Origin of the sequence: Terriglobus albidus, assembly GCF_025685425.1 — a bacterium.
Classification (GTDB): Bacteria; Acidobacteriota; Terriglobia; order Terriglobales; family Acidobacteriaceae; genus Terriglobus; species Terriglobus albidus.
Genome location: NZ_JAGTAS010000058.1, coordinates 1089577 through 1113774, shown reverse-complemented (window position 1 = coordinate 1113774; position 24198 = coordinate 1089577). Strand labels below are relative to the sequence as shown.

Sequence of the window (24198 nt, the reverse complement as noted above, 5' to 3'; positions counted from 1 at the left end):
ATGGATACGCCACAACCATCTCTGCCAGAGGAACTGAAGCCCGGCGACTTCTATTACGAGGGCGAGTATCTCGTCTTCACGGCACAGTACCTGCTGCGCCGTGGCTACTGTTGTAACAACGGCTGCAGGCACTGCCCGTATCGCGAGATTGATTACGAAGACTAGGGCCTAGTGGGCCGGCGGCTGTGGTGGAATCGCGGATGCCGGAGTCGGAACCGAGGCCGGGCTCTCGATCGCCATCAGGAAGGCGCGTGTGTCGCGAATCAACAGCGCCAGTTGCGGATCCTTCAGATACTTGCGGAACACAGCATCGTCTTTGACGGCGTTACTCACATCCATACCGCCTTCTGCTGCCTTCGCCAGGTAACGGTACATCGTCTGGGTTTCGCCGCTACGGGCGTAGACACGCGCCAGCTCAAAACAGAAGCGGGCACGATCGTTGGCTGAGATCACATGAGTTGCAATGCCGCCGGAAGCGCGGTGTTCGTACATCTGCGGATCCAGCGTCAGCGCGATCTGGAACTCCTTCTGTGCCGACTCCATATCCTTCTGGCTGAAGTACGACGCAGCCAGGTTGGCATGGAAGACAGCGGACTTCTTGTCCAGCTTGATCGCCTTCTTATACTCGCCGATCGAGTTGCCGAAGTGCTGTTCCAGGTAATCCACCGTGCCCAGGTTATTCCAGGCCTCGGCATACTTCTTGTTGATCTTCGTTGACAGTACAAAGCTCTGGCGTGCGGAACGGTTGTCGTTCATCTCCAACTGGATCAGGCCGATCTTGTTGGTCAGTCTCGCCTTGTCGCCGCCGCGTTCCAGCGCATAGCGATAGTAGTCCATGGCGTCGAGGGGATACCGGCGCGCGCGCAGAATATCGCCGGCAACCTCCAGCTTTTCATGGGGAGCGAGCTTCGGGTCGGGCAGATGCAGGGAGATTTGGTGCCACTCTTCCGTCTCGTGCATCCGTACATCGGTGGCCACCCGACCGTCTGGGTTAGAAGCAAGCTGGGCCGTTACCGCGCATGGGGCGGTGAGGCACAGCATCATCAGAAACGAAACAGAGTGTACGCGCATGGGCGCACCTCCCAATATGGTGCCTGCGATTATTGCGCGCAGGTACAGGCCCGTCAATCAAGCAGTCAAAAAGTTACAAACTGTCGCAGGTTCCAGTACCGCTTTGGAAAACAAAGGATTTTTCCCGAGTCTTGACTGCTTTCGGCAGCCGGTCAAATACCGGTTTCATTCACCGCGAAAGCGCCATTAGTCCGCTCCGCAAATCCGCCGCCGATCCGACTGCTTTGTCCAGTTCTTCATGCGCCTGCGTCCATAAGGGAAGCGCAGCCTGCAGTGCCGCATGCCCCTTCTCCGTCAGGCTCAGCAAGCGTGACCTCCGGTCACTCGGGTTCGCCTCATTGCGCAGTAACCCCCGACGTTCCAGCGGCTTCAACGCCGCCGTCAATGTCGTCCGATCCATCGCCAGCAGATTCGCAACCGAAGCCATTGGCGCCGGCTGCGGACGATTCAACGACATCAGCAACGAGAACTGTCCGTTGGTCAGACCGGATGGTTTCAGCACTGCATCAAAGCGCCGCGCCAGGGCTCGCGCTGCCCGCTGAACGTGCAGGCACAGACAGGTATCTCGTACGTGAATCGTCGTTTCGAAAGGAACCGTGCATGGGGCCGAAGTTGACACTGCCCACATTATGTTGATATCAACATATCGAAGTCAAGAAGGAGAGTCTTCCTCTCATGCCGGATCATGCCGTCGTCTCCCCCGAAGCCTGGCTCCAAGCCCGAAAAGCCTTCCTCCAGCGCGAAAAAGAGCTCACTCATCTTCGCGACGCCATCAACCGCGAGCGTCTGGCGCTGCCCTGGGTCAGGGTCGAAAAAGAGTACGTCTTTGATACGGAACAGGGGCCGCGGACGCTCGCCAGCCTATTCGATGGACGCAGCCAGCTCATCGTCTATCACTTCATGCTCGGCCCAGGCTGGGAGGCAGGTTGCCGTGGCTGCTCCTTCCTGGTCGACCACGTCGACGGCGCCCTGCCACACCTCAACCACCACGACGTCACCTTCACCGCTGTCTCCCGCGCTTCGCTGCCTGAGATCCAGGCCTACAAGCAGCGAATGGAGTGGAAGTTCCCCTGGGTGTCGTCTTTCGGCAGCGATTTCAACTTTGACTTCCATGTCTCGTTCACACAGCAGCAAATCGCCGAGGGTATTACCTACAACTACGAAAAGCATCCGGGCCGCGACAGCGGCGAGACTGAGCTGCCCGGAATGAGCGCCTTCTTCCGCGATGCCGATGGAACGGTGTATCACACCTTCTCCAGCTACGCGCGCGGTATCGAAGACTGGATCGGCACGCTGATGATCTTTGACCGGGCTCCACTTGGCCGCAATGAGAGCAGGACGATGAGCTTTCTCAAGCGGCATGACGAATACGAAACCAAACCGAAGGCAGCCGCATGCTGCCATGGAGAGCAACTCTGATGAAACTGAATGCGTATCTCAACTTCGGCGGCAACTGTCGCCAAGCCTTCGAGTACTACGAGCAGCACCTCGGCGCAAAGATCATTATGTCGATGACCTTCAACCAGTCGCCTGATCAGAGCAACGTCCCCCCTGGGGCCGGTGACCAGATCCTGTACGCGAACCTCTCCATCGCCGACACGCAGATCATGGGCAGCGACACGCCGAACTACGAGCCCATCCGCAGCTCGTACCTCACACTCTCCATGCCCGAGGCCGAGGTTTTCGACAAATCCTGGAAAGCGCTCGCCGATGGCGGCGAAATCCTGATGCCGCGCAACGAGACCTTCTTCGCCTACGAGTTCGGGATCGTGCGCGACAAATTCAAGGTGCTCTGGATGCTGATCCGCGAAAAGCCCATGCAGTAACACCAAAGCGGTGCCCCAGGTTCCCGGGGTCGCGACGAACCTGCTTCGTTGTGGTATTCCTCAGGGACCCTGGGCATTCGCGCTCCGCGCGAACCAAGCAATGTCGTTGCCACTTGCTGCCCACATCCACGCAGCTTATATGGGTGTATCGAGCGAAGCTGATGGGTGGGAGCCGTGGACTTCAGCCTATGGCATACGAGCTCTGTAAGAGACGGACTTGAGCCTTGGGCCTTCCTATCGGGAGGAAGAAAAGCCCGGAGCCTTTCAGCGCTTAAGGCCTTTTTGGCGATTGATGGTGGGGAGAGAAGCAGATTGCTCCGCTCCCGTTGGTCCACTACGAAATGACAAGCCAAAGAAAAACAATGTAGGGTAATTTTCTGAATCGCTAGACCGACCGGTCTACTCTATTGCTTTAGATCGAAACGATCGCGATAGGAGAAACACCCATGAGCAAGGGAACAGCACTCATCACCGGAGCATCCACAGGCATCGGAGCCGTCTACGCCGACCGCCTCGCCAAACAGGGCTACGACCTCATCCTTGTCGCCCGTGACGCTGCCAAACTACAGCAGCATGCCGAGCGCGTTACCAACGAGACCGGCCGCAGTGTCGAGACCATTGCCGCCGACCTTGCAAACAAGAGCGATCTCGCCCGCGTGGAAGAGATTCTCCGTACCAACCCGCAGATCACCGTTCTCGTGAACAACGCCGGACTGGGCGCCGCAAGCAAGCTGCTCGACTCGCCCGCCGACGAGATGGAGCACATGATCACCCTGAACGTGACCGCGCTCACCCGCCTGACGCAGGCCGCTCTTCCCGGCTTCGTGGGACGCAAGAGCGGAACCCTGATCAATATCGCCTCCATCGTCGCCGTTGCTCCCGATCTGCTCAATGGCGTCTACGGCGGCACCAAGGCCTTCGTGCTCGCTCTCACACAATCCCTCTCCAATGAGCTCAAGGACAAGGGCATCCGTCTTCAGGCTGTGCTTCCAGGAGCCATCGACACGCCCTTCTGGGACAGGCTGAAGTACCCGGTCCACAATCTTCCCGCCGAGATGGTCATGACACCGGAGAACCTCGTCGACGCCGCTCTCAAGGGCCTGGAGCTCGGTGAGCTTGTCACCATCCCGTCGCTGCCGGATGTCGCCGACTGGGAGAAGGCTGACAACGCTCGTAAGGCTCTCGCTCCCAATCTCTCAAAACAATACCCGGCTGCACGTTACAACATCACTGCATAAGTTCTGCCCACGAAGCAGTAGCTCGCAGGTAGCTCTGGCCTTCCACCCCTCCGGTATGCCGAGCTGCCTGCGGTAGAGCAAAGCTGAAACTGGCTGAAGCCCGCTTCTCCCACCCTCTTCGAGTTTCGCTAGAAGCGTTTCACGGCTTATACAGAGATTGTACGAATCTTTTCGTTGATATCTACGAAGGTCTTCGGATATCTTGCATGGGAGGAGATATCCCGTGAAATGCCTGGTCGCCTTGCTTGCTGTCGCGCTCCTAACTCCACCGCAGGATAGCTCTGCTCAGTCGCCGGCCTCTGCTGCTCCAGACCTGTTGACGCTTGACACGGTCGTGCTCTCCGTCCCCATGGCGGATGGTAAGCCTGCACTGACCTTTACCCTCGGTGACCTGATGCGGGTCTATAAAGATCCGGGTCTCAGCGTCGCGGTGGTCGAAGACAACAAACTCAAATGGGCAAAGGGCTTCGGCGTTGTAGCTCCTGGCAGTAATTCGCCTGTGACGACCGACACACTCTTCCAGGCCGCATCCATCAGCAAACCTGTCACCGCCGCAGGAGGCCTCTGGCTCGTCGAGCACGGCAGGCTCAAGCTGGATGAGGACGTCAACCTCGCTCTGAAGACCTGGAAGGTGCCGGAGAACCAGTTCACCGAAAAAGAGAAGGTCACCCTGCGGCGCCTCATGAGTCACAACGCCGGCATGAACGTGCATGGCTTCGCGGGATATGAGCAGGGAACTCCGGTTCCAACCATGCAGCAGACACTCGATGGTCTCTCACCCGCGAACAATCCTCCCATCCGCGTCACTGTGACGCCGGGAACAGAATGCATTTACTCGGGCGGCGGCGTCACCGTGGAGGGTCTCCTCATTAAGGACGCATCCGGCGAGCGATTTGAAGACTTCATCCTACGGCATGTCCTTCTCCCTGCCGGCATGAAGAGCAGCACCTTTGAGCAGCAGCTTCCTCCTGAGCTTGCGGCGCGCGCCGCCATAGCCACACGCTCCGACGGCAATGCCGTACCGGGTAAGTGGCATATCTATCCGGAGTTAGCGCCCGACGGCCTCTGGACCACACCGACCGACCTCGCACGATTCGGTATCGAGCTTTCGCTTTCGCGCCAAGGCAAGGCGAATCACATCCTTTCCCAGGCGATGACGAAGGAGATGTTAACGCCACAATGCCTCGACGCGCCGGGGGATCCGACTGGAGGTGTAGGGCTGGGTTTTGGCGTTGGCTACCGCGGTCATCCCGGGCAGTTCCGCCACACCGGCGGCAATGATGGTTTCGAATCCTACCTTTTCATGGATGCCGACAGTGGCTGGGGAATAGCGCTGATGGGGAACTCTGACTCCTTCCATCTCATCTATCCGCACATCGTTGAAACCATAGCCCGCGTGCGGAACTGGCAGTACACGGCAAAGCAAGTTCCCCTGCAGGAGACGCTGCCTCTTATCGAAGCACGGCTGGGTATGGAAACAGCCCTTGCCACCTATGAACGTGCTCGTACCGCCGATCCCGTCGAAAGCAAAAGTTCCGCAGCTCTCAACAGCTTCGGCTACCATCTGCTGGCTGAGAAAAGATTGGATGACGCCATCAAGGTATTCCGGCGCAACACGGAGCTGTATCCGGCAGATGCCAACACCTTTGACAGTCTCGGAGAGGCCTATCTGAAAGCAGGTAAGAAAGACCTCGCGATCAGCAACTATCAACAATCACTCAAGCTGAATCCAGGCAACGACAATGCCCGCGCACAGTTGAAGAAGCTTCAGCCGTAACGCTCTGCTTACTTCGATTCGACAGACTGCAGATGGAAGGTTATGGTCCCGAAGACCAGCGGCAGATGCGCGCGTATCTGTACCGGCAGATGGCGCGCATCGTCCGTGTACCAGATCCAGATATTGCCGCGGTTCTTCACAATACCCGCATCCGCCGTCGGCTGCACGCGGATCGTTTGAAACGTTCCCGCCGGCGTCTTGATCTCTTCCTTCGCTTCGGCCTTCATCGTTACCGGCACCACGCGCATGGAGTCAGCCAGCAGCAGCGTAATGTTCTGTCCCACCACGATCGGCTGTGACGCCGCATAGAAGATCGCCGAAAGGGAATCAGTAACACACGCCGGTATCGGAGCGTCCTGTTGCTTGGTATTGCCCTTGATCAGATTGCGCTCGAAGAGCATCTGTTTGCCGGCCGCGTAGTTGAAGGTCAGGTCGGTGTTGACCTTGCGGCGGCCTTCCTGAATCTGCTTGGAGAAGCTCGCGGAGCATCCCGTGCGCTCATCGAAGCTCGACTGGTACTTATCCGACACGGGGTAGAGCATGTTCACCGCCCCCAGTGTGTCTGCCGTTGCCGTGACCTTCATCTGCCCGTTGACATTCTCCAGGCGAAACACCGCCTGGCCCGCGGTAAAGACACGCCAGTCAACGGTAAATGTAAGAGTCTGCGGACTGGCGAAGGTATAACCGGGCTGTGGCGCGGCCATTGCGGGAGCGGCGGCGGGCGATGGCTGTTGTGTGCTGCCGGCGACGGAGAGCGCGAGAGTAGCGGCGACGGCGAAAAATCGTCTGGTCAATCGTCTGGTCAAATGCAAACTGCAGCCCATTCTCTCAGGAAGATCAGCGTGGCCAAAACAGCAGCCGCGCTACCAGGGCCGCATAAATCGCCGACGCACCCATAAGTGCATTGTACTCGCGATGACGCAGATACAGCTCCCGCGAGAAGCTCCCCTTTGTCGCCGTCGTGCGCGCAGGCGTCAACCGTGGCAACAGTCGCGGAACGCGCTTTGCATAGGCATCGAAGTCAGAAAAGTGTGTGCGCAGATACTCTTCTTCCGACCGGATTGTCGGCAGATAAATCGCCAGAAACATCGCCACCAGTACCACGGCCATAGGCCAGCTCCGCGCCGCCACGGCGAATCCCACTGCAATCAGAATTGATCCCAGGTACAGCGGATTCCTCGTGTGTGCATAAGGCCCTGTCTGCGTCAGCTCAGCATTTTTCTTCACGTATCCCGCGGCATATCCACGCAGCCAAAGCCCACAGCCTACTACCGGAATACTTGCCAGCAATGTAATCACGCTGGGCCTCGCCACATATAGAAAGATCGCCGCGCAGACAAATCCCAGCGGCACGCGGATGCGGCGGGCGATCTTCTGCCATCGTGTGCGTTGAGCACTCATGCATTGTTCTCCAGAAGTTCAAGTGCGGCCGTCTCCACCTGGTCGACCGAAATACGTAACAGTCCAGCCTCCGGCGCGGCGTGCCGCCGATGATCCCGTACGCTGCCGGCATCGCGAAGCACGCGGCTGCGCGTGCCATACGGACCATTGCGCACAGGGTCTGTCGGCCCAAAGATTCCCAACACAGGCGTCTGCAGCGCCGCCGCCAGATGGAGCGGTCCCGTATCGCCCGCGATTACCAGCCTCATGCGCCGCGTCAGCGCAATCAACTGTGCAATGCTCGCAACCACAGGCGTTGCTGCGCCTTCGCTGGTGCGTACCACAATCGCTGCAAGCGGGTCGTGTTCATCAACCGCATTCACCAGGACAGAGTATCCGTTCCGGCCAAGCCGCGATGCCAGCTCTCCATATCGTTCCGCCGGCCACTGCTTCGCTCCCCATCCGGCTGAGGGAGCCAGCAGAACCCCGTGGCCCTTTGTCTGTACATCGATCTGAGCCTCAGCCCATCGCTCCACCTCTGCATCCACAGGAAGCGACACCTGCGCAGGCAGCAACCACACACCGAGAGCACTGGCAATCTCGCAGGCCTGCTCAATCACATGCTCCGCTTGCGTCAAGATCCTCGTCCCATACATCCAGGTAGCCTGCTTCTCACGCGGCTTCGCCGGACCTACAATCTGCTTCGCTCCACTCAGCTTCGCGATGATTGCCGAACGGATTGAGCCCTGCAGATCGATCGCAATCTCATACCGTTGAGCCCGCAATTCCCGCCGCAGGCGCAGGATGCTCCGTAACGTCGTGCTCGAAACCGGATGCTTGCTCCACGCTCGTGTCTCGGCAAAGTGCACGCGATCAACTAAAGGCCGCTCCGCTGAACGCGGCTTTGCTGTAGCCGAAGTCTCAAGTAGCGGGGCCCAGTGCGGCTCCACCACCCATCCAATCTCGGCTTGAGGAAAGGCCTGCCGCAACGCCGCTATCGCCGGCATGCCATGCAGGATGTCTCCCATAGCTCCGGTGCGCACCACCAGAATGCGGGGCGCCGGGTCAGGCTTGCGATGAAGATCAGAGGTCAAACTTCGATTGTCGCAGAAGCGGTCACTGCAACGGGAGCATCTGTTGCAGATCGGCCCATACGGTGGCCGGATCGGTAAACACGGCATCCAGATATGCAACCCGCATTCCCGGCATCGATGTGGGCAGCTTTACAGCATCTTTCTCGGTCGTGATCATCGCATCGCAGAGCATCTGCTGCGCGCGTTCGCCGATGGATGCAATCTCCGCGTCGGTATAGGCATGATGGTCAGGGAACGTTTGCTGCGATACCAGAGGGATGCCGCCACGCTTCAGCGCCGTGAAAAAGTCGCTGGGCCGCGCGATGCCGCAGAAGGCCATGGCGCGTTCAGGCTGTGGTCCCTCGATGCGAAGCGAACGCCGGATAATCCACCGCCTTGCCATCGGAGCATAGTGGTGTACCGCCAGCGAAAGCTGCTTGGCTTCCTCTTCGCGCAGCACCACGACCTGCGCCCGCCGCAAATTCTCCAGCGGCTCCCGCAGGTTCCCGGCCGGGAGCAGCAGATCATTGACGTCCTCTCGCGTCAGCAGGGCAATCTCCAGGTCACGATGCAACTGGCGATGCTGCATGCCATCATCCAGAAGGTGCAACGCGGCACTGCTCTTCACTTCGGCCAGCAGCCCGGCATCGTAGCGCTGCGGGGCTACAAAGACCTCCCAGCCTCTGCGAGCCATCATCAAGGTTTCATCGCCGAACTCTGCTGCGGCGCCCTTCGGATCGACGGGTATCGCCTGGGTCAGCTTTCGTCCATACCCACGCGAAAGTACGTCCGTTATCACTCCATACTGTTGCAACAGCTCCAATAGCGCGAGTACTACCGGTGTCTTGCCGGCTCCGCCGGCGGACAGGCTGCCTACGGAGATCACCGGCCGGCTCAGCTTACGCACCTGACTGAGTTTCCGGTCAAAGCGTGAGTTTTTCCAGGCCAGCCCGGCGGCATACAGAGGTACGAGTGGTTTAAGCAGCTGTCTCATTACAGGCGTTCCATCATACGGACAATTGCTGATACCGTGCGCGCGGTTGCCCCTGCTTGTGCCTCAAAGACATCTCTTGCCCGTCTTCCCATGGCTGCGGCATGTGTTGCATCGAACAATAGTTCGCTAATCCCGTCACACAGGCGGTCCACCGTTACCAGTGCGATGGCGTCTGCGGCTCGCAGAGCATCCACTGGGCCGCGGAAGTTCTCATACGACATTCCCTGGACCACAGGCACACTCCACTGCGCCGGCTCCAGCGGATTGTGTCCCCCGGCGCCAAACAGACTTCCTCCTACAAAGGCTACCCGCGCCAGCGAGTAGACGGAGGCCAGCTCCCCAATCGAATCCAGCAACAGCACCATCCCTGGAGCAATCGGTTGCGGCGCCTTTCTCCATGCGCTAAGCCGCATCCATTTCAGCCCGCTCTGATCCAGCAGCGCCGCTACCCCATCAAATCGTTCGGGATGCCGCACCGCCAGGACCATCGCAGCACCCTGCACCTGTTTCCAGCACGCGATGAGCTTCTCCTCTTCACCCGCGAGCGTGCTGCCTGCCACCAGCAAGGGCAAGCCCTGCGGGAGATGGCTACGCAGCAGAGTGGTGATCGGCATCTCCGCGCCTGCTCGGATGTCATACTTCAGGTTGCCCGTTGTATCTACCTGTTCCGGACGCGCACCCAGAGCGCGCAAGCGCCGCGCATCCTCATCGCTCTGCGCCAACAGCAGTGCAATGCTACCGGTCATCCATTGCCATAGCCGCCGGACCGGCTGTGTCCGCTGGAACGACCGGTCAGACACGCGCGTATTGGCCACTACCACCGGTACACCCGCGCGGCGGCACTCCTCCAGATGGCATGGCCACAACTCACTCTCCATCAGCACCATCAACCTGGGGCGAAGAGCCTCAAGATAACGGTGCACCGAAAAGCGAAGATCAAGCGGAAAGTAGAAGACCCGTTCTTCGCCGAACCGCTGTCTCGCCAGTGCCTGCCCGGTGGCCGTCGTCGTGGAGATCGCTACCGTGTACCCCGGCAGGGCACGTTCCAGTTCCTCGACCAGCCGCGTCGCCGCCAGTGTCTCTCCAACGCTTACCGCGTGCAGCCAGATGATGTTGCCGCGTTTTGCGGTCTCTCGCACGCGTTCCGGTACCGCGCCTAATCTTTGTCGCAGGCTCAAGGCATACTTCCGCTGCATTGCCATGCGCGCCAGCCAGTAGGGAGCGCTCAGCAGCAACGCCGCCACATAAGCCAGTCTGTAGAGGGTCATCATTCGCCGGTCTTGTTCGTCTAACAGCGAAGATGATAAAGGTTTGGGAACCCATGATGCGCCACCGCCGACTGTTAGCCGTTGCTCTTCTATATGCCCTGCCTGCCGTTGCCGCGGACAAGAAACCGCCCGCAGCCGATCCTGCCACCAGCTATCCGGCCAAGGATGTGCACGATGCAGAGAAGGTGGCTATCGCCGCCGACGTCTGCGACACTGACCAGAAGTGCCCGTTTTTTCGCATCAAGTATGTCGAGAACGACCTCCTGCCTATCCGCGTGATCGTGACCAACAACTCTGACAACCTGGTCTCGCTTGACGATGCGCGCATGCAGATGATGACCAGCGATAACGACAAGATCCCAGCGGCCATCGAAGAAGAGGTCAATCGCCGTCTTTTCACCTACAAGAGCGCCAAGGGCACCAAGATCCCTTTGCCGGGGCCGCTTCCTCCCATGACCGTCCATCATCCGGTCGATAAGAAGATCACACAGGATTTCAACGACTTTGGCTTTCCCACCACCGTCGTCAAGCCACACACGACTGTCTCCGGCTATCTCTTCTACGACATCCGTGGCGTGAAGGATCCCATCGACGGCAGCGAGCTCTACATTCGCCAGGTAAAGACCCGTGCCCCGCAGGAGACGGAAAATCAGGAGCTCTTCGCCTTCCAGATCGCGCTCAAGAAGAGCTACCGCTCCCTAAAGTCAGAGAAACCATAGTCTTAGAGCATTTTCCCTGTTACTGGGTATCCCGGAAGAAGAGTGCAGCGGCGTTTTCATTGCGGAAAACGCTCATAGATGCGGAAGCCCTACTCTACCCCTACAGGGAAATTGCTCCAGGGCGCCAAACGACATAGCCTAAAGGCAATGTTCCGGTTTTTTCTGCTGAGTTTTCTGGGAATCACTTCCATTGCCTTTGCCGCTGACCGCATCGCACCACCAGCCCACGAAGCCAGGGCATATGCTGCTGTCGACATTCAAGCCGACGAGAAGGTTGCCATCGCGGCGGAGCCGTGCGACGTGGTACAGCGTTGCCCGTTCTTTCGCGAGCATTACCAGGAATGGGATTTCTTCCCGATCCGCATCATCATCACGAACGATTCCGACCATACGCTGACGCTGGATGAGGTGCGAATGCACTTCATCTCCAGCAATAACGACCGCATTCCGGCTGCGACGGAGATGGAGGTCTACCGCCGCATTACGGCCTACCGCCGAAATCCCCGGGCGATCGAGTCGAACCTTGCTCTCGACTTCGAACAGTTCGGGTTTCGCTCCACATTGGTAGCGCCGCACAGCACCGTCTCCGGGTATCTGATCTACGATCTGCAGAGGATCAAGCAGCCCTTTAGCACCGGCCAGATGTATGTGAAGCAGGTCATGGTTTTCGATAAAAAGGGCAATCGCGAGCTGTATGCCTTTGAAATCCCGCTGGCGAAGTATGTGCCGCCTGTGTCCAGCGCCCAGAAGCCGTAAACTGGTTACTGCGCTGTATGTTAACGATCCGTGAAGCCACACCCGCCGATGTCCCGGAGATGCTCGCGTTCATCCGCGAGCTCGCCGAGTACGAACGCGAACCCCACGCCGCTATTGCGACCGCCGAAGACCTGCTTCGTGACGGTTTTGGCGACCGTCCCGTTTTTCAGTGCCTGATCGCCGAGTGGGAGGGAAGGCCCGCCGGTATGGCGCTGTATTTTCCGTTTTATTCGACGTGGCGCGGCAACGCCGGCATCCATCTCGAGGATCTCTTCGTGCGGCCCCAGTTCCGCCGTCTCGGGATCGGCAAAGCGCTTATCTCCAGTGTTGCCGCCATCGCAGCTGAACGTGGCGATCGCTTCCAGTGGCATGTGCTCGATTGGAACGAGCCTGCCATCAAATTCTATGAATCCATCGGAGCGAAGATGCTCCATCCCTGGCGTATCATGCGCGTCGATGGCGACGACCTGCCCGCGCTGGCAAAGAAGTTTTCTGTATGAAAAAGGTTCACGTGATTGGCGGTGGTCTTGCCGGGCCGGAAGCCGCATTGCAGGCTGCATCCCTGGGCTGTGAGGTCACGCTCTTTGAGATGCGGCCGCGCCGCTCGACTGAGGCGCATCAGACCAGCGACTTCGCCGAGCTCGTCTGCTCCAACTCGCTGAAGAGCGAAAGTGAGAACACCGCTCCCTGGCTCCTAAAACAAGAGATGCGCCGCGCCGGTTCGTTCCTGTTGCGGGAGGCCGATGCCACCGCCGTTCCCGCCGGGCATGCCCTCGCCGTCGATCGCGTGGAGTTCTCCCGCCGTGTCGCCGACGCCATCGCCGCATATCCGCGCATCACTGTCGTCCGCGAAGAGGTGACGACTCTTGCCGAAGGTGCAGACCACATCACCGTGCTTGCGACCGGTCCGCTGACCTCACCCGCCCTCGCCGGCGAGCTGCAGCGGCTTACTGGCAGCGACCAGCTCGCCTTCTACGACTCCATCGCGCCTATCGTTGATGCTTCAACCATCGACATGGAGAAGGTCTACTTCGCGGCGCGCTGGGACAAGGGAACTGCGGACTATATCAACTGCCCCTTCACCAAAGAGGAGTACGAAGCCTTTCTCGACGCGCTGCTCGCCGCAGAGAAAGTCGCAAGCAAAGATTGGGAGAAGCCGCAGTACTTCGAAGCCTGTCTCCCGATCGATGAGCTCGCCCGCCGTGGCCGCGACACGCTTCGCTTCGGTCCCATGAAGCCGGCAGGGCTCACCAATCCCAAAACCGGCCGCTGGCCGTATGCCTGCGTGCAGTTACGGCAGGAGAACCTGCGTGCCGACAGCTATAACCTCGTCGGCTTCCAGAACCACATGAAGTACGGCGATCAGGCGAAGGTGTTGCGTATGATCCCCGGCCTCGAAAACGCAAAGTTCCTGCGCTACGGCCAGATCCACCGCAATACCTACATCAACTCGCCCGCCGTGCTGAACGAAACACTGCAGTTGAAGGCACACCCATCGATCCTCATCGCCGGGCAGCTCTCGGGGGTGGAAGGCTACACGGAATCCATCGCCGGCGGTCTTCTTGCCGGCCGCTTCGCCGCCATGCTCGCTAAGGGAGAGCAGCCGGCTACACCGCCACGCCCAACTGCGCACGGCTCCTTAGTGCACTACATCACGCACTCTGAGGCGCAAAGCTTCCAGCCGGCCAATATTACGTTTGACCTTTTGCCGCCGCTCGAAGAAGAGCTCCGGAAGAAGGTCCGCGACAAGAAAGAACGTCACCGTATTCAGTGCGAACGTGCCCTTAATGCATGGGCCGAGTGGCTCGCGGCGGAAAAGTCATTGCTCCCGGCGTAGGGCTGCGATACTCTCAGCCCCAACAGGCAAAAGGGGCCGCCGCACTTTATGAATACCCTCTCCGCGTCCGAGTGCATCGGTCCCGCATGGGAGCGCACTAAGCAGATCCTCTTCGAACGACGCAGATTCAGTCTTTACTTCAAGCTGGCCCTCTGTGCTGTTCTGGCAGAGGCGGGCAGCCTGCTCTCGCTGCCAAACTTCGCCGGCCTGCGTTCCGGCGCATCGCACCCAGCCTCGGCCAAATCCGCCCTGGCCATGGCCGCGGTCTCCGGCATCTTGATCTTCGCAGTCTTTATCGTTACGACCATTCTCTTTCTCGTCGGTTCGCGCATGCAGTTGGTCATGGTGGATGTGGTCGCTACCAGACAAACAGAGATTCTGCCGCTCTGGCGGAAACATGGCGCGCCGGTCTGGCGCTGGATGGGGCTGAAGCTTCTGCCCAGCCTTCTGTTTTACGTGCTTGTTGTCATTGCGACCCTGCGCTACACCCGCGGTATCGCCGCGCGGATGCGGTCTACGGTTCCCGGCCAGCTTCCACCTGGATTCTTCCCCGCATTCCTCCAGTTCTTTCTGGTGATCAGCTTCGTCAGTCTGTGCGTCTTTGCCATTTACTGGCTGCTACGCGACTTCGTCATGCCGTTCATCGCGCTTGAGAATGCATCGCTCGCTACGGCGCTGGAGCGTGGCATGGCGGTGGTGAGGGACGAACCCGGCCAGGTCGTGCTTTATATGCTGCTCCGGGTGGCGCTGTTCATTGTCTTCGCCATCGGCGGCTACATCGTTTATTTTGTGGCGGCATTTCTCGGTCTGGTACCCATGGGGCTCGTCGGGGCCATCTTCTATCTGCTCGTGCACAAGTCGCCGATGGCGAGTGCGCTACTGGGGCTCGGCCTGTTTGTGGGTTTGTTCGTGCTGGTTGTCTGGGTACTCTTTGTCATGGTGCTGGTTGCCGGATTCATCTGCACCTTCTTCCAGGCATATGCGCTGTACTTTCTCGGTGGTCGCTATCCTCTTCTGGGGGAGATCTTGGAACCCGTCGGACAAAGCTGGTGGAACCTGCAACCTTCCGTCCCCTTTGATCCTCCGCCTACTGCTCCCGGAAGCGTAGCGGGAGAACTATAGAGCAACAACCAGAGCATGAAACGACTTACCCCATCTGAAGCCATCGGCCCCGCCTTCAATCGAACCCGCGAGATACTCTTTCAGCCTTTTCACTTTGGCCGGAGTTGGAAGCTCGCTGCGTCGACCTATGTTGCTGTCATCGGAACCGCGTACATCCCCTTCTGCACTCTCGGCCTCATCTGTTTCATCTTCTGGAGACCGAATGTGTATGGCCCCATCAGGCCAGGTCATGCTTTTCTCGGAATCCTCGGCGCGCTTGCCTTCGATGCTTTCTCGTTCTGGATCTTTACCCTGACCTCCCGCATGCAACTGATCTCGTTCGACATCGCGGTAGAGCGCGCCCAATTCGTTGCTCCTGCCTGGCGGAAATATCATCCACTGCGCTGGCGTTGGGCAAAGCTGAAGCTTGCCATCACCACGCCACTTGCTGTTTTGGCATGTCTGCCCTTTCTCTTCTTTCTTTTCTGGATTCTCAGATCAGCGCCTGCTCTTCAGGCCGGGCAACAGAATCCGCTTCCGGTCGTCGCGTCTTTCCTGCTGGTATATGTTTGTTTCTTCGCCGGCGTGTCGCTCGTCATTGTCGCCGGTGGCCTGTTGACAGATTTCGTCTTGCCTTCGCTCGTGCTCGAAGAGGTCACGCCGGGCAACGCGTTGCGACGCTTCCAGGACCTGTTCCGGCAGGAGCCGGGGAGCATCTGCGGTTACGCCGCTCTGAAGATTGTCCTGGCGATCGTCGGATTCATCGCGCACTACACCGTAAGTTCGATCGTGATGCTGTTCTTCTACTTCCTGGTCATCATACCGGCCATCATTGGCGGCCTTGCGCTCCCTCACATAACCGCGACCGGTCATTCTCTCGGCACAGCGGGAGTGGGTATCGGCGTCGCGATCTTCGTGCTGTGTTTCTTTACGATCGCGCTCTACGTGCAGCTCTTCACCATCGGTACGGTAACCCTCTTCCTGCGGTGCTACGCGGCCTACTATCTCGGCGGCCGCTACCCACGACTCGGCGACCTTCTCGAACCGCCAGGACAAAGCTGGTGGAATCTGCAGCCGGCGCCTCCGCTGGATCCGGAGCCACCTGCGATCGCAGATGAGCCCACAAGTTAGAATTCACCATCGCTTACTAGAACGTCTGAGAATCATTGCCTTCGTCCGCAACGATCGAATGATTCAATCATTCCTTTATTCAATTACTCTTCTACTTTTTTATTTCGCCCCTTGGTTTTAAACCATATCGGCGTTCCCACAAACCCGAAGCTCTCACGGATCTGATTCTCCAGGAACCGCTCAAAGCTGAAGTGCAGCTTCACATCCTTGTCCGTGAACAGAACGAACGTTGGAGGCGCCACTGCAGCCTGCGTCATGAAGTAAATCTTCACCCGCCTGGACATCGGCACCGAGGCGCGCTGGAAGTCCACACGCTTCAGGAAGCGGTTCATCTCACCGGTGGTCACACGCTTGCGGCGTTCTTTGGCGACTCGTGCCACCTCGCGGAAGACCGCCGGCACATTCATCGATTTCTGCGCCGAGATAAAGACCAGCGGAGCATAGTCCAGGTACTTCAGATGCTCGCGCACTTGCTCGGTATAGACTTTCTGGTTGGCTCCTGGCTGGGTCTTATCTTCGCGATTCGAGGTGACCGCGTCCCACTTGTTCACCACGATCACGACGCTGCGTCCGCTTTCGTGCGCATATCCACCGATGTTTGCATCCAGCGCAGTGACACCTTCGGTGGCGTCGATGACAAGCAGCGCCACATCGCTGGCTTCCAGATGCTTGCGAGCCATGATGACCGAGAGCTTCTCGGCCATAGCGGTGGTTTTGCCCTTGCGGCGAATACCGGCGGTGTCCACAAACCGGAAGTCATGCCCGCCGCGCGTCACAACCTCGTCGACGGCATCGCGTGTCGTTCCGGCGATGGGAGACACGATGGCCCGCTTGGTCCCAGTCAGCGCGTTCAGCAGCGTGGACTTGCCGACGTTCGGCCGGCCGATGATGGCGATCTTCGTCTCATGCAGATCGAACTCGCCATGCGTGCGATGCAGCTTCGGCTCATCCTCATTTGTGATTTCGTCGTCCGCTGCTTCCTCTTCCGCTTCTGTTGCCGCTTCGGAGGCAGGCAGAACGTCATAGACCGCATCCAGCAGATCGCCCACGCCGGTGCCATGCTCGGCGCTGATGGCGAAGACTTCCTTGAAGCCAAGAGTGCGGAAGTTATCCGCCTCCATCGCGACAGCCGTGCTCTCCATTTTGTTTACAGCCAGGAAGATCGGCTTGCCGCTGCGCACCAGCAGACGCGCCATCTCTACATCGGGAGCGGTAATCTCGCTGCGCCCATCCACCACCATCACGATGGCCTCGGCTTCATTAAGGGCGACCTGCGCCTGCCGGAAGATCTCGCTCGGAATCAGAGCTTCGTCATCGGGAATAACACCGCCGGTATCCACCAGGCGGACTTTGCGACCCTGCCACTCCACCTCACCGTAGATACGATCGCGGGTGATGCCGGGCTCGTCGCCGACGATCGAGCGCCGGGTTCCAGTCAGCCGGTTGAAGAGCGTCGATTTGCCCACGTTGGGGCGGCCACAGATCGCGATCAATGGTTCGGAGGCTGGGTGCTGCGCCTCTTCGATGAGCGAACCGCCCAACTCGACCTGCGTCGCCGGGCGATCGCCAATGCGTATCTTCTCCGGCGGAGCGACGTAGCGCTCGCGCTTCGGGAGAGGAACATCTGGGATGATGGTTTCCTTGCGCTCAAACTCCGGCGAGCGCCGTGGTGTGCGCGCCTTCTCGATCGCAGCGCGCTTCTTGGTTGCAATCTTCTTGCGTCCCTTCGGCGACGCCTCGGATACCCGTCCGGCTCCGGTATTCGCCGCACGTGGGCTTTTACCCTTTTTAGGCCGCGTCGATGCCTGCCGGTGCTTCTTTCCTAGTCTCTTCTGAATCTTCCCGGCCACTCTCGCCTGCTTTCTCTCAGATTTCATTATAGAAACTGATATTGGCTGCGCCATCGTGCAGTCTGCACGAGACTGGGTGCTCCGGATCCCTTAAGGGACCTGGGCATTCGCGCTCCGCGCGAACCGTTTTTCGAAAGCCCGCCGCGATATCATGAGGTGAGATTTTCACCTTGTCTTCACCTCCCGCCATCTCGGAGAACCTCCCCACGCTGCACGAGTTCTTCGCGCCCGGCGGAGTATTGGCCCAGTCTTCGCTCACCTACGAGCACCGGCGCGGCCAGTTCGAAATGGCCAAGGCCGTCGAGAGCGCCCTCGACGATGGCAGGCACCTGATCGTGGAGGCCGGCACCGGCACCGGCAAAACCCTCGCCTACCTTCTTCCCGCCCTCCGTTTCGCCCGCGAGCGTGGCCAGCGTGTCATCGTCTCCACCGGCACCAAGAACCTCCAGGAACAGCTCTTCTTCAAAGACATCCCCTTTCTGGAGTCACTGCTCGGTGCCTTACGCGTCACCTACATGAAAGGGCGCGCCAACTATCTCTGCCGGCAGAAGCTGTACGCCTTGCGCGACCAGCCCATCCTCAACGGCCTGGAAGAGATCAACCAATACCGCGAGATCGCCGAGTGGGAACAGACCACCGAGACCGGTGACCGCGCCGAGCTGACCGTGCTCCCGGAGTCGTCTGCGCTCTGGTCCAAACTCGATGCCCGCACCGAAGCCTGCCTCGGCCAGACCTGCCCCAACTTCGAGCGCTGCTTCATTACGCAGATGCGCCGCCGGGCAGTTGAGAGCGACCTCATCATCGTCAATCACCACCTCTTCTTCGCCGACCTCTCCATCAAACAGGAAGCGGCAGGAGCACCTGACGCCGGTGTCCTTCCCGAAGCAGCCGCGGTGATCTTCGATGAGGCGCACGAGCTGGAAGATGTCGCCAGCGCCTACTTTGGCATCTCGCTTTCCACCGGCCGTTTTGACGAGCTGGCGCGCGATACCGAGCTTCTGCTGCGTGCTCGTCAGGTCGTCGTTGCCGGTGTCGACTCCGCTATCGCCACCCTCAAAGACCGCGCGCGCCTCTTCTTCTCCACGTTGCCCCACGCCAACTCCCCGGGCCGCATGCCCTTCACGGGACGCACCGACTTCCTCGAACTCAACGGCGAAGCTTATCTCTCCTTACTCGCCGCTCTCGAACGTTTCTTCGGCGAGCTTGATCGTGTGAAAGATGTCGACGAGGTACAGGGTCTGAAGAAGCGCTGCAACGACATCCGCGCTCATCTCCGTTTCCTGATGGAGACGGAAGATCCGAACACCGTCTTCTGGATCGAGCGCCGCCCTATCGGTGGGGTGCGCACCGCTGCCCGCCGCGATACGGCCCCCGCGCTGCACACACAGTTGCAGGCCACTCCGATCGATGTCTCCGAGCTTCTGGTTGCGACGTTATGGGAGAAGTTCAGCTCCGTCATCCTCACTTCGGCCACACTCACCGTGCAGGCCGGCTTTGAGCACATTCGCAAGCGTCTGGGCATGACAAGCGCACGCGAGCTCATCGTTCCATCGCACTTCCAGTACGGCAAGCAGGCGCTGCTCTATTTGCCGCAGGGCATGCCCGACCCCCGTGATCCTGCATTTATGAAGCATGCTGTCGAACGAACCCGCCGCGTGCTTGAGATCACCGCCGGCCGCGCCTTCTGCCTCTTCACCAGCTATCAGCAGATGCGTGAGCTCTACGAGCGTATGTTGGTTGAGGTGCCGTTCCCGCTCTTCCTTCAAGGGCAGGCGCCGCGCAAGGCTCTGCTTGATGAGTTCCGCGCAACTCCGAATGCGGTGCTCTTTGGCACCAGCAGCTTCTGGCAAGGCGTCGATGTGCAGGGCGAACAGCTAAGCTGCGTCATCGTCGATCGCCTGCCCTTCGCGGTGCCCTCTGACCCGGTCATTCAGGCGCGCATGGAAGCCATCACCGCCACCGGTGGTCAGCCCTTCTTCGATCTGCAGGTCCCGCAGGCAGTCATCGCATTAAAGCAGGGCTTCGGCCGCCTGATCCGCAGCATCAACGACCGCGGCGTGCTCATGCTTCTCGATCCACGTATCCAGCGCCAACGTTATGGCCGCATCTTCCTGGAAAGCCTGCCCTCGTATCGCCTCACGGACGACATTACAGAAGTCGAAAACTTCTTCGCATAAGAGTATCGATCTTCCGGGCATATCGACATAATTCAAGACAGCCGATGCAAGGGGTGCCCATGTCCGGGGTCCCCAATGAACTCGTTCGTTGGGATGGTCTCCCTCGGGGACATGGGCCCGGCCTTCATTATTCTGAGCATAAACGCGAGATATTTCTCCTTCGGGATGCGGAGCACGAAGAATGAGAGAACGAGCGTAGGCCTCGCCGAAATCTACCGATACGTCCTAGGATAGTTGCCATGCGGAACCTCCTTTGCCTCGGCCTCTGCTGGCTGCTCGCTTTCACATTGCACGCACAAACACCAGACAGCAATCCCAACGGCAACCAGTGGACCGATCCCGCTCTCGATAACGCCAAGGCCGAAGCCGCTTTGAGACCCATCGCCCATCCCGGCCTTCCAACACTCTGGCTCATCGGTGACTCCACCGTGCGCAATGGCGACGGCCAGGGCAAGGGCGGCCAGTGGGGATGGGGCGATGAGCTCGATCCCTTCTTCCAGACTGACAAGATGAACGTCGTCAATCGAGCGCTCGGCGGGCGAAGTTCGCGTACCTACTATCGCGATCACTGGAGCCGTGTTCTCGCGCAGGTGCAGACGGGTGACGTTGTTCTCATGCAGTTCGGCCACAACGACAGCGGCCCTCTTGATGACAAAGCCCGCGCTCGCGGCACGCTGAAGGGAACCGGTGACGAGGCGCAGGAGATCGACAATCCCATCACGCGCAAACACGAGACGGTGCACAGCTACGGCTGGTATCTGCGGCAGTTTGTACGCGAGACGAAGGCCAAAGGAGCGATTCCGGTCATCTGTTCTCCAATCCCACGCAAGACATGGGAGGAAGCCACTGGCAAGATCCACCGCGACCAGTACGGCACATGGGCGCATGAGGTCGCTGACCAGGAGCATGTCCCCTTCCTCGATCTGAACGAGGCCATCGCCCGCGCTTACGATGCTATGCCGCACGAAGCCGTCGAAAAACTCTTCGCCGACCCCCACACCCACACCTCACTCGAAGGCGCTGAGCTCAACGCCCGCATCGTCATCTCCGCACTGCGCGCTCTGAATCCCAACCCTGTGCGCACATGGCTCTCGAAAGAAGGTGAGAGCGTTTCCCCGTATCACCCCTAAGGCGTTTCAAGAACCGAAACATTGGGTGCCCCATCCATCGCGCATCGTGGTGATTTGCGATGGGTGGGATGTTCGAGCGAAGCTCGAATCGTCTTTCGTCACTTGGTCCCGCCTCGTATTAGGAGTGAGGATATGTCCCATATCGCCCATACCCTACAAATCGCGTTTAATAGAACTTGTGGGACGTAATCTCTTCATTCTTGCCGGCACGCTCCTCCTGTTCGCTCTGATCTCCTGCGGTCTGGCCTATACCAACATCGCCCGCGAGCCCGGCTCTCCCGGCGATGTCTCGCTGTGGCGCACGATGGGCCTTATCCTGTTGGTAATCTCACTCATTGTTGCCCTCAGCGGAGTGCTCTCCACCCTCTTCGAACAGGCCGAACGGCGCGCGGAGGAAAGGCGTCGCAGTCGCCGTAACTCCTGATTTATCAGCAAATTCGCCGCGGAGCCGACGGTGATCCGGTTGCCACTTCTCTTGCTTCAACCAGCAACTAGCAACCAGAAACCAGCAACGTGAGCATTTTTACTGTAGGTGTACTGCGGGCTTCCACATCTTTGGGCGTTTTTCCGCAATGAAAACGCCGCTGCACGCCTTTTCCGGGATATCCAGCAACAGTGAAAATGCTCTAGCAAGTAAACTGGTAACTGAAGCATTTTTAGAAAGCAGACCGCGTCATGTTTGAGATCACCGTAGAGGCGACCTTCTCCTCCGGCCACTACCTCCGCAACTATCACGGCAAGTGCGAGAACCCGCACGGGCACAACTACCGTGTGTTGGTCACCTTGCAGGGCAAGGAACTGGACGATAGTGGTTTGTTGCTCGATTTCAAGCTGTTGAAGCAGGTCATGCGTCCCGTGGTCAACTACCTCGACCACCAGATGATCAACGATCTCAAGCCCTTCGATGAGGTCAACCCGTCCGCCGAAAACCTGGCGCGCTACTTCTACCAGGAGACCAGCAAGCAAATGCTGGAGATGACCAACGGCCGTGTCTCAGTGAAGGACTGCGTCATGTACGAGACCGACACCTCCATGGCTCGCTACTTCGAGTAACTCCGTGCACCTGATCGAACTCTACAAATCGGTACAGGGTGAGTCTTCTTTCGCCGGCATGCCATGCATCTTCGTCCGTCTGGCGGGCTGCAACCTGCGCTGCTCCTGGTGTGACTCCGAGTACACCTTTACCGGCGGCAAGCCCTACACGTTCGAACAGATCGAGGCTGAACTCGCCGCTCTCTTCCCCTGCACCCTTGTGGAGTTCACCGGCGGCGAACCCATGCTGCAGGCGCGAGAGCTGCTTCCCCTGATGGATCGCCTCCTGGCGAAAGGCTTTACGCTCATGATGGAGACCAGCGGCGAGCGCCCCCTGGCCGATGTTCCCCGGGCTGTCCATAAGATCGTGGACGTGAAGTGCCCCGGCGCCGGATCGGCCGCCAACAGCTTTCACATGCCCAATCTCGACGCGCTTACGGGAAATGATGAGGTGAAGTTTGTCATCAGTGACCGGGCTGACTACGAGTTTGCCCGCGACTTCATCCGGGAGCACGCGCTCGCGGCGAGGTGCGGCCACGTTCTGCTCTCCCCGGCCTTCCAGAAGACGCCCTCTCCGCTGCGCACCGCCGACAACGCGACCCTGGATCCCCGCCTTCTCGTCGAATGGATGCTCGCCGACGGCCTGCCCGCCCGCCTCAGCCTCCAGATCCACAAATTCATCTGGGAACCCCAGAAAAAGGGAGTCTAATCTTCAGCGATGCATTCGGCTGCCGGATAACGGTGCAGTCCTTCTCACCAACTGACAACCAGGAACTAGCATCTAGCAACTAGGAACTGCTTTTCAGAAAGGGACCCCGCAATGAGCTCGACCAGCAAGAACCCTGACGATCTGGTGACTGTCGCCCGTTTTTCCAACCCTGCTGAGGCGGACCTGGCCAGCGGTATCCTCGAGTCCGCCGGCATCGAATTCTTTCTCTCCGGCGATGAGGCCAGCCATGTGATTCCCGCCGGAGTCGGCTCACGCCTTGAAGTACGCCGTGCCGACGAGGAGACCGCTCTAGAGCTCCTGAATAATCCACCCGCACCCGCAGAAGGAGCGCCGCTCGCAGACGATGGCAACGACCTCTAACCGGCCCCGTGCCGTAGTCTCGCTCTCCGGTGGCATGGACTCTATTGTCTGTGCTGCTCTTGCCACGCGTGATTTCGACGCTTATGCCGTCCACTTCTCCTATGGGCAGCGGACTGAGGCTCGTGAGCTTCTCTCTGCCCGGCAGGCGGCCGAACTTCTCGGCTTCAAAGACTTTCTGCATCTGAAGATCGATCTCTTCCGTAAGATCGGCGGTTCTGCTCTGACCGACGAGTCCATTGCCGTCCCCGACGCTCCGGAAGAGGAAGCTGCCATCGGTCAGCAGGTGCCAGTTACCTACGTTCCTTTCCGCAACGCGCATTTCCTCTCCGCTGCCGTCTCCTGGGCCGAGGTGCTCGGCGCGAAGACGGTTTTTATCGGCGCCGTCGAGCAGGACTCGTCCGGCTACCCTGACTGCCGGCCAGCCTATTACGAGGCATTTAATCAGCTCATTCAGGCAGGAACCAAAGAGGGCGATATTCGCATCTTGACGCCGCTGATTCACTTGAAAAAGGCCGAGATCGTCCGGCTGGGAGTTGAACTTGGTGCTCCGTTCCATGTAAGTTGGTCATGCTATTCCGGGCAGGACGCCGCCTGTGGAGTCTGCGAAAGCTGCGTCCTACGGTTACGGGCATTCCGCGAGGCAGGAGCGGCCGATCCTATACCCTACGCGGCGCGCTGAAGCCAGGCCTGCCGCAGACAACGAACGCCAGATTTCAGGGTTTTAAAATTTCAAGCAGACACGGCGCCT

Annotated in this window: 26 protein-coding genes; 18 read left to right on the top strand and 8 right to left on the bottom strand. The window is 59.2% G+C overall.

Annotation, left to right across the window (positions count from 1 at the left end; all coding sequences use genetic code 11):
• Positions 1–165, top strand: a complete 165-nt coding sequence (locus tag OHL21_RS23780) for a DUF5522 domain-containing protein (RefSeq protein WP_263419790.1) — start codon at positions 1–3, stop codon at positions 163–165.
• A gap of 3 nt (positions 166–168) precedes the next feature.
• Here OHL21_RS23780 and OHL21_RS23775 read toward each other — a convergent pair whose 3' ends face one another.
• Positions 169–1071 (bottom strand): tetratricopeptide repeat protein, encoded by a 903-nt coding sequence (locus OHL21_RS23775; RefSeq protein ID WP_263419789.1) that lies wholly within the window; start codon positions 1069–1071, stop codon positions 169–171.
• 169 nt (positions 1072–1240) lie between these two features.
• On the bottom strand, positions 1241–1690 hold the full coding sequence (locus OHL21_RS23770) for a MarR family winged helix-turn-helix transcriptional regulator (protein WP_263419788.1): 450 nt from the start codon (positions 1688–1690) through the stop codon (positions 1241–1243).
• 56 nt (positions 1691–1746) lie between these two features.
• Between OHL21_RS23770 and OHL21_RS23765 the strand changes: the two genes are divergently transcribed.
• The 4 genes from OHL21_RS23765 (at position 1747) to OHL21_RS23750 (ending at position 5912) form a co-directional block, all read left to right on the top strand.
• Positions 1747–2490, top strand: a complete 744-nt coding sequence (locus OHL21_RS23765; RefSeq protein ID WP_263419787.1) for a DUF899 domain-containing protein — start codon at positions 1747–1749, stop codon at positions 2488–2490.
• Entirely contained in the window at positions 2490–2897 is a 408-nt protein-coding gene (locus tag OHL21_RS23760; protein ID WP_263419786.1) for a VOC family protein, read from the top strand. Before OHL21_RS23765 ends, OHL21_RS23760 begins: the two co-directional genes overlap by 1 nt.
• 446 nt (positions 2898–3343) lie before the next feature.
• Positions 3344–4135 carry an SDR family NAD(P)-dependent oxidoreductase gene (locus OHL21_RS23755; RefSeq protein ID WP_263419785.1) on the top strand — a complete coding sequence of 264 codons (792 nt, stop codon included), beginning with the start codon at positions 3344–3346 and terminating at the stop codon, positions 4133–4135.
• A 223-nt stretch (positions 4136–4358) separates the two neighbouring features.
• Positions 4359–5912, top strand: a complete 1554-nt coding sequence (locus OHL21_RS23750) for a beta-lactamase family protein (RefSeq protein ID WP_263419784.1) — start codon at positions 4359–4361, stop codon at positions 5910–5912.
• Between the two features lie 8 nt (positions 5913–5920).
• On the opposite strand, the gene OHL21_RS23745 is transcribed toward OHL21_RS23750, so the two are convergent.
• The 5 genes from OHL21_RS23745 to OHL21_RS23725 are packed head-to-tail and all read right to left on the bottom strand — an operon-like array spanning position 5921 to position 10630.
• Positions 5921–6718: a DUF3108 domain-containing protein gene (locus OHL21_RS23745; RefSeq protein WP_263419783.1), complete on the bottom strand. Its 798-nt coding sequence runs from the start codon at positions 6716–6718 to the stop codon at positions 5921–5923.
• A 31-nt stretch (positions 6719–6749) separates the two neighbouring features.
• Positions 6750–7313, bottom strand: a complete 564-nt coding sequence (locus OHL21_RS23740; RefSeq protein WP_263419782.1) for a methyltransferase family protein — start codon at positions 7311–7313, stop codon at positions 6750–6752.
• On the bottom strand, positions 7310–8386 hold the full coding sequence (locus tag OHL21_RS23735) for a glycosyltransferase family 9 protein (RefSeq protein WP_263419781.1): 1077 nt from the start codon (positions 8384–8386) through the stop codon (positions 7310–7312). The genes OHL21_RS23740 and OHL21_RS23735 overlap by 4 nt, the downstream gene beginning before the upstream one ends.
• Positions 8387–8408: 22 nt before the next feature.
• Positions 8409–9359 (bottom strand): tetraacyldisaccharide 4'-kinase, encoded by a 951-nt coding sequence (gene lpxK / locus OHL21_RS23730; protein WP_263419780.1) that lies wholly within the window; start codon positions 9357–9359, stop codon positions 8409–8411.
• Positions 9359–10630 (bottom strand): 3-deoxy-D-manno-octulosonic acid transferase, encoded by a 1272-nt coding sequence (locus OHL21_RS23725; protein ID WP_263419779.1) that lies wholly within the window; start codon positions 10628–10630, stop codon positions 9359–9361. Before OHL21_RS23725 ends, lpxK begins: the two co-directional genes overlap by 1 nt.
• A gap of 50 nt (positions 10631–10680) precedes the next feature.
• On the opposite strand from OHL21_RS23725, the gene OHL21_RS23720 reads away from it, so the two are divergent.
• The 6 genes from OHL21_RS23720 to OHL21_RS23695 all read left to right on the top strand — a co-directional run bounded on the left by OHL21_RS23720 (position 10681) and on the right by OHL21_RS23695 (position 16171).
• Entirely contained in the window at positions 10681–11346 is a 666-nt protein-coding gene (locus OHL21_RS23720) for a hypothetical protein (RefSeq protein WP_263419778.1), read from the top strand.
• Between the two features lie 147 nt (positions 11347–11493).
• The gene (locus OHL21_RS23715; RefSeq protein WP_263419777.1) at positions 11494–12102 is read left to right on the top strand and encodes a GIY-YIG nuclease family protein; all 609 of its coding nucleotides are present in this window, start codon (positions 11494–11496) and stop codon (positions 12100–12102) included.
• Positions 12103–12119: 17 nt separating this feature from the next.
• Complete coding sequence (locus OHL21_RS23710; protein WP_263419776.1) at positions 12120–12602, top strand: GNAT family N-acetyltransferase; 483 nt, start codon at positions 12120–12122, stop codon at positions 12600–12602.
• Positions 12599–13939: a methylenetetrahydrofolate--tRNA-(uracil(54)-C(5))-methyltransferase (FADH(2)-oxidizing) TrmFO gene (gene trmFO, locus OHL21_RS23705; RefSeq protein ID WP_263419775.1), complete on the top strand. Its 1341-nt coding sequence runs from the start codon at positions 12599–12601 to the stop codon at positions 13937–13939. Before OHL21_RS23710 ends, trmFO begins: the two co-directional genes overlap by 4 nt.
• A gap of 48 nt (positions 13940–13987) precedes the next feature.
• A complete protein-coding gene (locus OHL21_RS23700) occupies positions 13988–15061 on the top strand; it encodes a DUF7544 domain-containing protein (protein WP_263419774.1) in 1074 nt (357 codons plus the stop codon).
• A 15-nt stretch (positions 15062–15076) separates the two neighbouring features.
• Positions 15077–16171 carry a DUF7544 domain-containing protein gene (locus OHL21_RS23695; RefSeq protein ID WP_263419773.1) on the top strand — a complete coding sequence of 365 codons (1095 nt, stop codon included), beginning with the start codon at positions 15077–15079 and terminating at the stop codon, positions 16169–16171.
• An 83-nt stretch (positions 16172–16254) separates the two neighbouring features.
• Here the strand turns inward: OHL21_RS23695 and der are convergent, their stop codons facing one another.
• Entirely contained in the window at positions 16255–18048 is a 1794-nt protein-coding gene (der, locus tag OHL21_RS23690) for a ribosome biogenesis GTPase Der (protein WP_263419772.1), read from the bottom strand.
• Positions 18049–18191: 143 nt separating this feature from the next.
• On the opposite strand from der, the gene OHL21_RS23685 reads away from it, so the two are divergent.
• The 7 genes from OHL21_RS23685 (at position 18192) to queC (ending at position 24129) form a co-directional block, all read left to right on the top strand.
• On the top strand, positions 18192–20198 hold the full coding sequence (locus OHL21_RS23685) for an ATP-dependent DNA helicase (RefSeq protein ID WP_263419771.1): 2007 nt from the start codon (positions 18192–18194) through the stop codon (positions 20196–20198).
• A 239-nt stretch (positions 20199–20437) separates the two neighbouring features.
• Entirely contained in the window at positions 20438–21328 is an 891-nt protein-coding gene (locus tag OHL21_RS23680; RefSeq protein WP_263419770.1) for a GDSL-type esterase/lipase family protein, read from the top strand.
• Between the two features lie 178 nt (positions 21329–21506).
• The gene (locus tag OHL21_RS23675; RefSeq protein ID WP_263419769.1) at positions 21507–21752 is read left to right on the top strand and encodes a hypothetical protein; all 246 of its coding nucleotides are present in this window, start codon (positions 21507–21509) and stop codon (positions 21750–21752) included.
• Between the two features lie 251 nt (positions 21753–22003).
• Positions 22004–22381 (top strand): 6-carboxytetrahydropterin synthase QueD, encoded by a 378-nt coding sequence (queD, locus tag OHL21_RS23670; RefSeq protein WP_263419768.1) that lies wholly within the window; start codon positions 22004–22006, stop codon positions 22379–22381.
• Between the two features lie 4 nt (positions 22382–22385).
• Complete coding sequence (locus tag OHL21_RS23665; protein ID WP_263419767.1) at positions 22386–23069, top strand: 7-carboxy-7-deazaguanine synthase QueE; 684 nt, start codon at positions 22386–22388, stop codon at positions 23067–23069.
• 111 nt (positions 23070–23180) lie between these two features.
• Positions 23181–23450, top strand: coding sequence for a putative signal transducing protein (locus OHL21_RS23660; RefSeq protein ID WP_263419766.1), 270 nt, complete (start codon positions 23181–23183; stop codon positions 23448–23450).
• On the top strand, positions 23434–24129 hold the full coding sequence (gene queC, locus OHL21_RS23655) for a 7-cyano-7-deazaguanine synthase QueC (protein WP_263419765.1): 696 nt from the start codon (positions 23434–23436) through the stop codon (positions 24127–24129). Before OHL21_RS23660 ends, queC begins: the two co-directional genes overlap by 17 nt.
• Positions 24130–24198: the final 69 nt, after the last annotated feature.